Source organism: Symbioplanes lichenis (assembly GCF_030709675.1).
Classification (GTDB): Bacteria; Actinomycetota; Actinomycetes; order Mycobacteriales; family Micromonosporaceae; genus Actinoplanes; species Actinoplanes lichenis.
The window spans coordinates 42,710-55,391 of sequence record NZ_JAUZQD010000016.1; the positions used below are offsets into that span (position 1 = coordinate 42,710).

The 12,682-nt window shown below is 70.2% G+C and carries 12 protein-coding genes; 8 read left to right on the forward strand and 4 right to left on the reverse strand.

The annotated features are described in order from the left end of the window. The first annotated feature begins 63 nt into the window (after window positions 1–63). Window positions 64–576, forward strand: coding sequence for an RNA polymerase sigma factor (locus tag RAN62_RS32655; protein ID WP_305788683.1), 513 nt, complete (start codon window positions 64–66; stop codon window positions 574–576). After that, the gene (locus RAN62_RS32660) at window positions 573–1,286 is read left to right on the forward strand and encodes a hypothetical protein (protein ID WP_305788684.1); all 714 of its coding nucleotides are present in this window, start codon (window positions 573–575) and stop codon (window positions 1,284–1,286) included. Before RAN62_RS32655 ends, RAN62_RS32660 begins: the two co-directional genes overlap by 4 nt. A gap of 18 nt (window positions 1,287–1,304) precedes the next feature. On the opposite strand, the gene RAN62_RS32665 is transcribed toward RAN62_RS32660, so the two are convergent. After that, window positions 1,305–2,429 carry an ROK family protein gene (locus RAN62_RS32665; RefSeq protein ID WP_305788685.1) on the reverse strand — a complete coding sequence of 375 codons (1,125 nt, stop codon included), beginning with the start codon at window positions 2,427–2,429 and terminating at the stop codon, window positions 1,305–1,307. Window positions 2,430–2,448: 19 nt separating this feature from the next. Here RAN62_RS32665 and RAN62_RS32670 point away from each other — a divergent pair, with 19 nt between their 5' ends. The 6 genes from RAN62_RS32670 (at window position 2,449) to RAN62_RS32695 (ending at window position 9,699) form a co-directional block, all read left to right on the forward strand. Continuing rightward, entirely contained in the window at window positions 2,449–3,276 is an 828-nt protein-coding gene (locus tag RAN62_RS32670) for a LacI family DNA-binding transcriptional regulator (protein ID WP_305788686.1), read from the forward strand. 109 nt (window positions 3,277–3,385) lie between these two features. Then, window positions 3,386–4,702 carry an ABC transporter substrate-binding protein gene (locus RAN62_RS32675; protein ID WP_305788687.1) on the forward strand — a complete coding sequence of 439 codons (1,317 nt, stop codon included), beginning with the start codon at window positions 3,386–3,388 and terminating at the stop codon, window positions 4,700–4,702. Further along, window positions 4,702–5,568: a carbohydrate ABC transporter permease gene (locus RAN62_RS32680; RefSeq protein ID WP_305788688.1), complete on the forward strand. Its 867-nt coding sequence runs from the start codon at window positions 4,702–4,704 to the stop codon at window positions 5,566–5,568. The genes RAN62_RS32675 and RAN62_RS32680 overlap by 1 nt, the downstream gene beginning before the upstream one ends. After that, window positions 5,565–6,377 carry a carbohydrate ABC transporter permease gene (locus RAN62_RS32685; RefSeq protein WP_305788689.1) on the forward strand — a complete coding sequence of 271 codons (813 nt, stop codon included), beginning with the start codon at window positions 5,565–5,567 and terminating at the stop codon, window positions 6,375–6,377. Before RAN62_RS32680 ends, RAN62_RS32685 begins: the two co-directional genes overlap by 4 nt. A gap of 8 nt (window positions 6,378–6,385) precedes the next feature. Beyond that, window positions 6,386–8,689 (forward strand): glycoside hydrolase family 2 protein, encoded by a 2,304-nt coding sequence (locus RAN62_RS32690; protein WP_305788690.1) that lies wholly within the window; start codon window positions 6,386–6,388, stop codon window positions 8,687–8,689. A gap of 14 nt (window positions 8,690–8,703) precedes the next feature. Then, on the forward strand, window positions 8,704–9,699 hold the full coding sequence (locus RAN62_RS32695) for a glycoside hydrolase family 26 protein (RefSeq protein WP_305788691.1): 996 nt from the start codon (window positions 8,704–8,706) through the stop codon (window positions 9,697–9,699). A 140-nt stretch (window positions 9,700–9,839) separates the two neighbouring features. Here the strand turns inward: RAN62_RS32695 and RAN62_RS32700 are convergent, their stop codons facing one another. Genes RAN62_RS32700 through RAN62_RS32710 form a run of 3 tightly spaced genes read right to left on the reverse strand, consistent with a single transcriptional unit; the run spans window position 9,840 to window position 12,672 of the window. Then, entirely contained in the window at window positions 9,840–11,306 is a 1,467-nt protein-coding gene (locus tag RAN62_RS32700) for an aminotransferase class I/II-fold pyridoxal phosphate-dependent enzyme (protein ID WP_305788692.1), read from the reverse strand. Between the two features lie 16 nt (window positions 11,307–11,322). Beyond that, on the reverse strand, window positions 11,323–12,174 hold the full coding sequence (locus RAN62_RS32705) for an NAD(P)-dependent oxidoreductase (protein WP_305788693.1): 852 nt from the start codon (window positions 12,172–12,174) through the stop codon (window positions 11,323–11,325). A gap of 3 nt (window positions 12,175–12,177) precedes the next feature. Next, the gene (locus tag RAN62_RS32710; protein ID WP_305788694.1) at window positions 12,178–12,672 is read right to left on the reverse strand and encodes a hypothetical protein; all 495 of its coding nucleotides are present in this window, start codon (window positions 12,670–12,672) and stop codon (window positions 12,178–12,180) included. Window positions 12,673–12,682: the final 10 nt, after the last annotated feature.

Below are 12,682 nucleotides of genomic sequence, written 5' to 3' on the forward strand. Positions count from 1 at the left end.
AAGGTTGGTGTGACACCCTGCTCGCTCGCGACAGGTACGAGGTGTGGATCCCGGAGTGAGCACATGACCCCCGCCGAGGAGCGGCTCCGCGCGCTGCACGCGGAGACCTACGCCGACCTGTTGCGGTTTGTGAAGCGGCGGATTCCGGACGATGACGCGGACGACATCGTGGCGGCGACCTTCGAGGTGGCGTGGCGGCGGTTCGCGGATCTGCCGGAGGACGCGCGGCCGTGGTTGTTCGGCATCGCCCGTCACTTGCTGGCCAATCAGGACCGGAAGCGGCTGCGCCGGAGCGTCGTCGACGTGCGGATGGTGGCCGACGTCAGTGCGGCGGAGGCCGATCGGGCGCCCGGCGTGGACGCGCGGATCGATCTCGTACGGGCGTGGTGGACCTTGAGCGCCGCGGACCGGGAGGTGCTGGCGCTCGTGGCGTTCGACGGGCTCGACGACGGGCAGGCCGCGACCGTGCTGGGTTGTCGCCGGGCCACCTTCCGCATGCGCCTCACCCGCGCCCGGCAACGGCTGCGCGCCGCCCTCGACGCCGCCCCGAGACAGAAGACCTGGAGCAACGCATGAACGACCTGGACCAGCTGGCCGCCCTCGACCCGATGCGGAACTACGAGCCCACCCCGGAGCGCCGCGCCCGGGCCGCAGCAAGGCTGACATTCCGGAAAAATACCGCCCCCAAGCGAGGGGTGCTGCTGGTCGCTGCCGCTGCGGCCGTGACTGGGGTGATGCTGGCCATGCCAGGCGGGCAGGAGGAGGCCAAGGCGTCCTGGACGACCCCGCTCGCCCTCGCCGGCGCCGACGTCCTGCCGCAGGCTGAGGAGTGTGCGCGAGGCTGGGGCGCGGACTGGCACACCCCGCCGGCCGCGGGCGACGTCCTGCTGGCCGAGCGCCGCGCGGACACCACCCTCCTGCTGGTCGCCAAGGACGGCCGGGACCTGGTCAGCTGCACGCTCTTCGACGGCGAAGCCACCGGCGCCGACCTCCTCGACCGGTCCCTGCCCGCCCCCGCCCCCGGCACCGTGCTGATCGAGACCCTCGGCGCCACCCAGGACGACGAGTGGTACTCGCAGGTGATCGGCCGCACCGGCGCCGGCGTCACCGAAGTCGACATCGAGCTGCCCGACGGCACGGTCGTGCACACCAGCATGCGCTCCGGCTGGTTCGTCGCCTGGTGGCCGGGACACCAGGCGGGCGAGGCCGACGGCATGCACATCACGGTGACGAACGGCGCCGCCGAGAAGCGCTACCTGCCGTCAGAGCTCTACCGGAAGGAGTAGCCCGGTCGAAGGAAGAGCTTACTGAAAGGACGAGTGACCCGGCGCGATCGAAGCCTGCACCACAAGCGCGGCGGCCCCGATCGCCGCCGCGTCCCGGGGCTGCGCCGACAGCTCCACCACGATGTCGTGCCGGTGCCGGGCGTGCGCGGTCCGCGCCAGATGCTCCCGCAGCCGCCGGGCGTAGATCGAGCCCGCGACCGCGACGCCCGGCCCGGTCAGCACGAGCCGGCCGAGATCGAGCAGGTTGACCATCGAGGTCACCGCCACGCTCAGGTGTCCGGCCGCCTGGTCCAGCAGGGCGAACGCGGCCGCGTCACCTCCGACGGCAGCGCGCGCTATGGCGTCGTACGCGGCAAAGGTCGTGCCCCCGGGCGGAACGAGCGAGTCAGCGCGGGCCGCCTCGACCACGGCCGCCATCGACGCGTAACGCTCCACGCACCCTTGATTGCCGCACGGGCAGGGCCGGCCGTCGTAGGCGATCGACAGGTGACCCAGCTCCCCCGCGTCGAAGCTCGCGCCACGGAACAGCGACCCGCCGAAGACCAGCCCGGCGCCGATCCCCGTGGACAGATAGACGCTGCCGAACGACTGCTCCCGCGACACCCGCCGGGTCCAGAACTCGCCCAGCGCCGCGGCGGCCGCGTCGTTCTCGACCAGCACCGGCACGCCGAGCCGGGCGGCCAGGTCGTCGCGTTCCAGCCGGTCGGCCTCGTGGTCCGGGCCCACGATCGCCAGCCCCTCGATGCGGCCGGCGGGCAGGTCGAGGCCGGTCGTGAAGTCCTCGAACCGCTGAGCCAGGTCGGCCCGCCCCAGCGGCACCACCTCGCGGCCCACCACCCCGCCCGTCAGGTCGGCGGCGACGCAGGTCAGCGACTCCCCGCCGAGCTGGAAGCCGATGCCGAAGCGGTTGGCGGGCGTGATGGCCAGCAGCTTGCGGGGCTTGCCGCGCACCGAACCGGCCGAGCCGGTCTCGTGGATCACGTCGTCGGCGATGAGGTCGCGCACGATGTTGGAGATCGACGGCTGGGTCAGGCCCGTCAGCCCGGCCAGTTCGACCCGGCTGATCGTGGTGGCCGAGCGGATCACATCGACCACCAGCGCCCGGCTGCCGGGCCCGGCAGCGGGCGTTTCACGACGTGCCATGGCATGTACGGTAACGGCTGTGACACAGGTGCGGCGGCGGGTGGGGCTGGTGCTCGCGCGGGCCACGCGGGTCCTGGGCGAGGAGCCCTATTACCACGAGTTCCTCGAGGGGCTCGAGCGCGTGCTCACCCCGGCCGGGGTGTCGGTGCTGGTCAAGGTGGTCAACGACCGCGCGGCCGAGAGCGAGACGTACGAGCGCTGGGCCGGCCTGGGCCGCGTCGACGGCGTGGTCCTCGTCGACCTCGCGCCGGACGACGACCGGGTGACGCTCGTGCACCGGCTGGGCCTGCCCGCGGTGGTCCTCGGCGCCCCCTCGACGGCCTCGGGGCTGCCGACGGTGTGGACCGACGACGAGGGTTCCGCCCGCGAGGCGATCCGGTTCCTCGCCGATCGCGGGCATGAGGTCGTCGGGCACGTCAGCGGTCCCGGCCGGTTCGCGCACACCCAGCTGCGCCGCGCCGGCGCCGAGGCCGAGGCCACCGAGCGCGGCTTGCGCCTGCTGCGCGCCGAGGGCGATTACTCGTACGAGTCGGGGCGCGCCGCCGCCGCGAGCCTGCTGGAAGCCGGGCCGACCGCCTTGGTGTGCGACAACGACGTGATGGCGCTGGCGGCCCTCGACCTCCTCCGCGAGCACGGCCTCAAGGTCCCGGCCGACGTGTCCGTGGTCGCCTGGGACGACTCCGCGCAGTGTCAGCTGGCCGCGCCGGCCCTGTCCGCGATGAGCCACGACATCGGCCGGATCGGCGAGCTGGCCGCGAAGGCCCTGCTCGACGCCCTGGCCGGCGCCGATCCGACCGTCTACGAGGCGCCCGCCGCCCACCTCGTCGCCCGTGAGACCACGCGCTGATCCATCGGCCTCCGACTACATAAATTAATAATCTAACGTTGACACGGCGGTAATCCGAGCCCCATGCTGGGCGCGCAAACCCATCGAAGACGACGAACGGGTGAACGCCATGATCAGAAGAAGACAGCTGCTCGGGGCGGGGCTCGCGCTCGCCGCCGCCGCCGTGGTGCCCGGCTGCACGGGCGGCGCGAGCGACGAGCCGGACGGCGACAGCGGCGACTTCAGCGGCGAGGTGACGGGCCCGATCACCGTGCTCACCAACCGCACCGACCTGACCGACACCGCCCTTCCCGCGTACGCGAAGACGTTCGTCAGCAAGTACCCCGGCACCAAGGTCAGCTTCGAGCCCGTCACCAATTACGAGGGCGACGTCACGACCCAGCTCAGCTCCGGCGACTACGGCGACGTGCTGCTCATTCCGAACACGGTCGCCGTCGACCAGTTGCCGCAGTTCTTCGCCCCGCTCGGCGACCTGACCGAACTCAAGGCGAAATACCGGTTCACGGACGAGAAGGCGTACGACGGAAAGGTCTATGGCCTCTCGCTCGGCGGCGTTGCCAACGGGCTCGTCGTCAACAAGAGGGTCTGGGCGCAAGCCGGCGTGACCGCCCCGCCGAAGACCCCCGAGGAGTTTCTCGCCGGGCTCCAGGCCATCAAGGACAAGACGCAGGCGGTGCCGTTCTACACCAACTACAAGGACGGCTGGCCGCTGAGCTTCTTCAACAGCCAGCGGGCCATCGTGGCCGATCCCGCGTTCAACGAGACGTTTCCCGCCGATCCGGCGCCGTGGCAGCCCGGCAAGGTGCTCTACATCGCCGACGGACTGCTCTTCGACATCGTGCACGCCGGACTCAGCGAGAAGGATCCGCTCACGACCAACTGGGAGGGGTCCAAGCCGATGATCGCCACCGGCAAGGTCGCCACCATGCTGCTCGGATCGTGGGCCGTGCCGCAGATGCGCGACGCCGCGAAGGCCGCCGGGGCGAATCCCGAGGACATCGTGTTCTGGCCGTTCCCCTATCAGGCGGGCGGCAAGTTCCATTCGCGGATCGAGGGCGACTACAAGGCCGCGGTCAGCCGCAATTCCGCCAACAAGCCGGCGGCCAAGGCCTGGCTCGACTGGTTCGTCACCGAGTCCGGGTTCGCGAACGACCAGCAGTCCGTCCCGCCGACCGTCGAGGGGGAACTGCCGACCGTCCTCCGGCAGTTCCAGGAGACCGGCGTCGAGCTCGTCGAACTGCCCGCCGCCACCACGAACGCGGGCAAGGAGGACGAGATCATCAAGGAGTCCGAGATCGACCTGGCCGGCAACATCTATCGGCAGAAGCTCGTGGACATCGCCCGCGGCGCCGCGAAGGGCACCAAGGAGTCCTGTTTCGCCGAGCTCAACAAGCGCTGGGGTGCCGCGCAGTCGCGGGTCATGTGATGACCCTGCGCTCCTGGCGTCCCTGGCTCTATCTGCTCCCGGCCCTGGCCCTGCTGATCACCTTCACGTACGTGCCCGTCGGCAACATGGTCTGGTACAGCTTCCACAAGTGGGACGGGCTCGACCCCGTCATGGACCCCGTCGGCTGGGACAACTACGTCCGCGTCTTCACCGACGAACGGTACTGGCGGGTCTTCCTGATCAGCCTCTACTACTTCGTGGCGTCGTTCGCCCAGATCGCGATCGCGCTCTACTTCGCCGTCGTGCTGTCGTTCAGCACCCGCTTCCGCAACCTGTTCAAGGGCATTCTGTTCTTCCCGTACCTGCTGAACGGGGTCGCCGTCGGCTTCGTGTTCCTCTACCTCTTCCAGCCGGGCGGGACGCTCGACACGGTTCTGAGGTTTCTCGGCCTCGGCGACCACACCAAGCTGTGGCTCGGCGATCCGGACGTCGCGAACCTGTCGCTGGCCGGCACGTCGGTGTGGCGTTTCACCGGGCTGAGCTTCGTGCTCTTCCTGGGCGCCATCCAGTCCATTCCGGGCGAGATCTACGAGGCGGCGGATCTGGACGGCGCGAACCGGTGGCACCAGTTCCGCTACATCATCGCCCCGGGCATCCGCCGCATCATCAGCCTGTCGTTCATCCTCGCGATCTCGGGCAGCCTGGCCGTCTTCGAGATTCCGTTCCTGATGACCGGGGGCGCCAACGGCACGCGCACCTTTGTCATCCAGGCCTACGAGACGGCCTTCCAGTTCCGGCAGATCGGGCTCGCCTCGGCCATGGCCGTCGTGCTGCTGGCCGTCGTGCTGCTGCTCACGTGGATCCAGCGCCGGGTGCTGCCCGACGACGAGGTGACCCTGTCGTGATCCGTACGGGCAAATACGCCTCCCTGATCCTGGCCTCGCTCGTCGTGCTCGTCCCACTGGTCGTGGTGTTGTTCGCCGCCTTCAAGACGCACGCCGAATACAGCACCACGGGCCCGCTGACGCCGCCGCGCGACTGGCTCAATTTCGACAACTTCGTGACCGCGTGGAAGGCCGGGCACATGCTCCGGGGCTTCTGGAACACCACGGTCATCCTCGTCGTCTCGCTCACCGGCACGGTGCTGGTCGGCACGCTGGCCGCGTACGCGATCAGCCGTTTCTCCTTCGCCCTGAAACGGCTCGTCCTCGGGCTCTTCCTCGTGGCGGCGCTGGTGCCCGGCGTGACCACCCAGGTCGCGACCTATCAGATCGTCAAGTCGATGGGCCTGGTGAACACCCCGTGGTCGGCGATCGTGCTGTTCCTCGGCACGGACATCGTCTCCATCTACATCTTCATCCAGTTCATGGAGTCGATCCCGCGCAGTCTCGACCAGGCCGCCCTCATCGACGGCGCGAACCGTTTCACCGTCTATCGGCGGATCATCCTGCCGTTGATGCGCCCCGCGATCGCCACCGTGGTCATCATCAAGGGCATCGCGATCTACAACGAGTTCTACATCCCGTTCCTCTATCTGCGCTCGCCGGAGCTGAACGTCATCTCCACGGCGCTGTTCCGCTTCAAGGGGCCCTACGGCGCGCAATGGGAGACGATCGCCGCCTGCACCATGATCGTCATCCTGCCCACCGTGGTGATCTTCCTGCTGCTGCAGCGGTTCATCTACAACGGCATCACCGCCGGTGCCACGAAATGAGGTACTCCGTGATCGACCTTTCCGGCGCCTGGACGCTGCGATCCGGCTCCGAGAGCCTGCCCGCGACCGTGCCCGGCTGCGTCCACACCGATCTGCTGAGCGCCGGCCGGCTCGTGGACCCCTTTCTCGGCGAGAACGAGAAGGCCGTCGCCTGGGTGGGCCGCCGCGACTGGACCTATGAACGCGAGATCTCGTGGGACGGAGAGAAGCCCGAGCGGATCGAGCTCGTCTTCGAGGGACTCGACACGGTCGCGGACATCTGGCTCGGCGACGTGAAACTCGGGTCCACGCGGAACATGCACCGCAGTTATCGCTTCGACGTGACGGCCCTGATAACCGACGAGCCGCAGACGTTGCGGGTTCATTTCACGTCGGCCTACACCGAGGCGGAGCGGGTGCGCGCGGAGCTCGGCGAGCGGCCCAACGCCTATCCCGAGCCGTTCAACTTCATCCGGAAGATGGCGTGCAGTTTCGGCTGGGACTGGGGGCCCACGCTCGTGACGTCCGGCATTTGGCGGCCGGTGCGGCTCGAGGGGTGGAGCACGGCGCGCTTGCGTGAGGTGCGCGCGCTCACGACGTACCGGGACGGGGTGGGGTTGATCGATGTCGACGCCACGCTGGACCGCACCGACGAGCGGGAGTTGCAGGTCAAGGTCTTGCTCGACGGGCGCGAAGTGGGCGCCGAGGTGCCCGGGATCGAGCCCTGGAACCCCCGTGCGCCGCGGCTTCATGACATCGCTGTCGTACTGCTCGACGGGGACACCGAACTCGACCGATGGGAGCGCCGCGTCGGTTTCCGCAGCGTCGAGATCGACACGACGGACGGCGCTTTCCTCTTCCGCGTCAACGGCGAGCCGGTGCTCGTCAAGGGCGTCAACTGGATCCCCGACGACATTTTCCCGTCCCGGATGACGCGCGAGCGCTATGCGGAACGACTCGGGGCGGCGGCAGCGGCGGGCGTCAATCTCATTCGGGTGTGGGGCGGCGGGATCTACGAGAGCCGCGACTTCTACGAGGTGTGCGACGAGCTCGGGCTCATGGTGTGGCAGGACTTCCTCTTCGCCTGCGCCTGCTATCCCGAGGAGGAGCCGATCCGCTCCGAGGTGATCGCGGAGGCGCGGGAGAACGTCGTCCGGCTGTCGTCGCATCCGAGCCTGGTCGCGTGGAACGGCAACAACGAGAATCTGTGGCTCTATCGGGCATCCGGATGGGACAAGCAACCCGGCGGTTCACTTACCTGGGGTTCTGACTACTACTTGTCCGTGCTTCCGGCGATCATGACCGAGCTCGATCCGTCGCGACCCTACATGGCGGGCAGCCCGTGGTCGGGATCGTGGGAGCTCGAGCCCAATTCCCCGGAGGCCGGCACCTTCCATTCCTGGGAGGTCTGGAACCGCCAGGACTATCTGCACTATCGCGATTCCACGCCCCGGTTCGTGGCCGAGTTCGGCTGGCAGGCGCCGCCCGCGTGGCGCACGCTGCGGGACGCGGTCGCCGACGATCCGCTGCTGCCCGACTCCCCCGGCGTGCTGCACCACCAGAAGGCCGAGGACGGCAACGGCAAGCTCGCCCGCGGTCTGGCCGCGCACTTCCCGGCGCCGCGCAGCACCGAGGCGTGGCACTACCTGACCCAGCTCAACCAGGTACGCGCCGTGCGGACCGGCATCGAGCACTGGCGCTCGCACTGGCCGCATACCGCCGGGACGATCCTGTGGCAGCTCAACGACCTGTGGCCGGTGACGTCGTGGGCCGCGATCGACGGCGCCGGCCGCCGCAAGCCGCTCTATCACGAGCTGCGCCGCCTCTACGCGCCGCGCGCGCTCACGATCCAGCCCCGCGACGGCGGCCTGGTCGTCGCCGTGATGAACGACTCTCCCGAGACGTGGACCGGCATTGTGCACGCCGGAGCCGCTTCCCTGGAGGTCGAGGTCGAACCGCGATCGGTATCGATCCTCCCTCTCGAAGGAGAAGGCTTTCTCCTCGGGGGGAAAGGCTTCCTTGTCGCGGAGCTGGACGGCGTGCGCGCGCTCTGGTTCGCCGACGACTACTCGCTGGACGATCCCCAGCTGACAGTGGCGGCCGACGTCGTCCCCGGCGGGCTCGACGTGCACGTGCACGCCGCCGGACTGGCCCGCGACATCCTGCTGCAACCCGATCGCATCCACCCCGCCGCCACGGTCAGCCAGGGCTTCGTCACCCTGCTGCCGGGCGAGAGCACCACCCTTTGTGTACGAGCACCGGTCCCCCTTGACGCCGGTGTCGTCAAAGCACCGTGGGTCCTCACCGATCTCGCATCGGTCCTGCGGTCCTGACAACAGGAGTCCCCGTGAAGATCCCCCGTCCCGTCTGGGTCGCCGGCGCCGCAGTCGCCCTGCTCGGCGCCGGCGTCATCCAGGCCACGAGCGCCGATGCGTTCGCCGCGACCAACCGCACCACCGTCATCAACTACCTGAGGTCGATCACCGGCACGTCGATCGTCTCCGGCCAGCACAACAAGGAGCCGGCGAGCTCCCCCGGCCAGTACACCCAGCAGGTCCACGACGTCACCGGCCAGTGGCCCGGCCTGTGGGGCGGCGACATGATGTTCCGCACCGATGACGTCAACAACAGGCAACGCGTCGTCGACCAGGCGAAGACCGAGTGGGCCAACGGGTCATTGGTCGCGCTCACGTGGCACGCGTGCAGCCCCACGGTCGGGCGTACGTGCGAGTTCGAGGGCGGCGTGAAGACCCGCGTCACGGACAGCCAGTTCCAGCAGATCGTCACCGGCGGCACCGCGCTCAACCAGACGTGGCGCAGCCGGATGGCGGAGGTGGTCCCGTACCTCAAGCAGCTGAAGGACGCCGGGGTGCCGGTGCTGTGGCGGCCCTTCCACGAGATGAACGAGACCTGGAACTGGTGGGGCGGCCGCCCGGGCGCCAATGGCGGAGCCAAGATCTTCCAGCAGATGAAGGACTACTTCGACAGCCAGGGCCTGGACAACCTGATCTGGGTCTGGAACGTGCAGGACAACCCGGCCGGCGGCTGGTCCTCCTACTACCCGGGCAGCGCCTACGCCGACGTGGTGTCACTCGACGCCTGGTACAAGAGCTATCCGTCGGCCGCGGACTACCAGCAGATCCAGTCGATCGCGGCCGGTAAGCCGATCGCGATCGCCGAGCTGGGCAAGGCGCCGAACGACAGCCTGCTGACCAGCCAGCCGCGGTGGGCGTACTTCATGATCTGGTCCGAGCAACTGCGCGGCAACAACACCAACGCCGAGATCCAGGCGGCCTACTTCCACCCCCGCGTCCTCAACCAGGGCGAGGTCCGCATCGGCTGACGCGACCCGGCGAGGTTCTCCAGGGCCGCCATGAGCTCCAGGGACAGCAGACGCGCGTGCTCCAGGGCCACGACGACCCACCGTTCGTCCCGCCACACCACGACGAACAACTGCATGGAGAACCTCGCCGCCGGCGGTCATCACCCTTCGATGGTGACGCGTACGGTCTCCAGCTTCTTGTCCGCGGGGTCCGGCAGGACCATGCCCGCCGCCAGTCCGGTGCGCAGGTAGTCGAGGATCTCCTCGCTGATCCGCTCGCCCGGGATCAGGGCGGGGATGCCGGGCGGGTACGGGGTGATCTGCTCGGCGCAGACCCGTCCGGCGGCCTGGTCGACGGGCACGTTCTCGGTCCGGCCGAAGAAGGCCTCGCGGGGCGACACGACCGGCTCGATGTCGAACTGGCCGGGCGGCGGCAGGTCGACATGCCTGGCCCGGGGCAGGCCCGGGGCGGCGGTCAGGGCGCGCAGCCCGTCGAGCAGGCGGTGCGCGGTGCCGGCGTCGTCCGCCATCGACATGGTCGCCAGGATCCGGCGGTGGTCGGAGAGGCCCATGTCGATGCGCCGGTGCTCGCGCAGCCAGTCGGCGGCCTGGTAGCCGTTGATGTCCAGGCCGCTGACGTCGATGAGCACCTGCAGCTCGTCGAGGTCGTGGCCGGCCTCGACGGCGACCAGCTCGTCCTGGACCACGTGCAGCCCGGGGATGCCCCGGATGGCGGCGCGTGTCTCGCGGGCCACGCCCAGCGCGGCGGCGAGCAGTTCGTGCCCGTGCTCGACCATCTGGCGGCGCCACGCGTCGAGGGCGGCGTACACCATGGTGTTGGGGCTGGTGGTCATCAGCAGGTCGGCGCAGGCGGCCAGATGGACCGGGTCGACCAGGTCGCCCTGCGAGTGCAGCACCGAGCCCTGCTCGAAGCCGGCGCCCATCTTGTGCACGCTGACCACGCAGATGTCGGCGCCGGCGTCCATGGCCCACGTCGGCAGGTCCTCGTGGAAGGGCAGGTGCGCGCCCCAGGCCTCGTCCACGATCAGCGGCTTGCCCCGGCGGTGGCACACCTCGGCCAGGCCCTCGATGTCGGCGCAGGTGCCGTAGGGCGTCGGGCTCACGATCAGCGCGCCCGCCGCGTCCGGATGCCGCTGCCAGGCCTCCTCGAGCTGCCCCGGCGACGGCGGGTGGGCCAGGTGCAGCTTGTCGTCGTAGCGCACGTCGACCCAGCGCGGCTCGACGCCGGTGAAGACGAGCCCGGCGACGATCGACTTGTGGGCGTCCCGGCCGATCAGCAGCTCGCCCCGGTCCCCGGCGACGGCGAGCATCGCGGCCTTGACCGACAGCGAGCTGCCGGCCGTCGAGAAGAACGCCTGCCCGGACCCGACGGCGTCGGCCATCAGCTCCTCGGCCGCGCTCAGATAGCCGTGCGAGGAGGACCGGTCGTCGACCCCGCTCGCGGCCAGCAGGTCCGCCCGGTACGTGGTGGCGCCGAGGATGTAGCGGGCCCTGGGGTCGGCGCCGCGGCCCAGCCGGTGGCCCGGCGGCGTGAAACCGTACCGGTCCTCGCGGTGGTAGGCCGCGACGGCGTCGAGGAAGGGCGCCTGGCTGTGGTCGAGCGACATGCCCCTGTATGTACCGCTACCAGGCATTCTGAAACCGGAGGCGGGCCACGGTCGCCGCGGGGGTGAGGCTCGCGGCGGTCTCCGGGTCGCCCTGCGCCAGGGGTGTGGTCGCCACGTCCGCGTAGACCTCGGCCATCGCCTCGAAGAGGGCCGGAGTCAGTCCCGCCCCCGCCTGGGCGGCCGCGATCTCACGCATCTCGTCGACGAACCGGTGGGCCTTGGTCGCGGCGCGCGGCACGCTCGCGGAGTTGTCCAGGCCCGCCCGCGCCAGATCGGCCAGCACCGCGTCGAGGACACCGTAGTGCCCGGCCGTCCGCATCGCCTGGGTGACGAGGGCGGTCAGCCCCTTGTACACGCCGGCCGTGCACATCTTGAGGGCGCTGGCCGTACCCACCGCGCCGGCCAGGACGATCGGCTCGACCTGGCCGTCCCACGGCAGCCCGGCGACCTCCTCGGCCCGGTCGCCGCTGAGGTAGACGCGGGCGCCGGGGGTCGCGGTCGGCGGCGGCCCCGAGATCGAGCCGTCGACCACCCCGTCGAGGATCGCCGCGATGTCCCGCATCGTCCCCGGCGCCACGGCGTTGAGGTCAGCGATCAGCGGATCGGCCCGAGTGGCGCGCACGGCGTCGGCCAGCGATCGCGCGGTGGCGAGAGCTTGACCAGGCGGGACGACGGACAGCACCACGTCGGCGGCGGCCGTCACGTCCTCCAGTGCGGGCAGCACCTCGAGCCCGGCCTCCGCGGCCAGCCTCCGGGACCGGTCGGACCGGCCCGTCAGCGTCGTCACCACCCGCGCGCCGCCCGCCCGCAGCGCACTGCCCAGCCCGGCGCCCATGTAGCCCGGGCTCACCATTCCGACCACAGTCATGGCTCAAGTGTGCGGGAGGGTCCAGCGCTCGGGCGGCCAGCCCGGCAGCGGCAGCCAGTTGCCGACGGCAGCCACGGCGGTCGCCTGCGGGCCGTGCTGCAGCATGAACGTGAAGGTGGCCTGCTCGCGCGCGCTGTGCCGCGACACCCGGGCGCTGGCGACGACGACCGACTCCAGGTCCGCGCCGACCGGCGCGCTCCCGACGATCTCCGCCGCGTGGATCAGGGGTACGAGCTCCGCCCGCCACGCCGCGCACTGCCGGTCGACCATGTAGCGGAAGCCCTCGTCCGCCGGATCGCCCGTGGCCAGCCAGGCCGCCGCCGCGTCGTCGCCGGTCCGGCCGAGCGCCATCAGATAGTGCTGGGCGACGGTAAGCCGCAGATCGTGGGTCAGCGTGCGCCACACCGCGTCGTTGCCGTTGCCGAGATGCAGGACCCGGACCCATCGGAGTACGGTTTCCCGGCCGTTTCCGGGCACGTCGATTCTCGCGTTCACCACGTCCGGATTC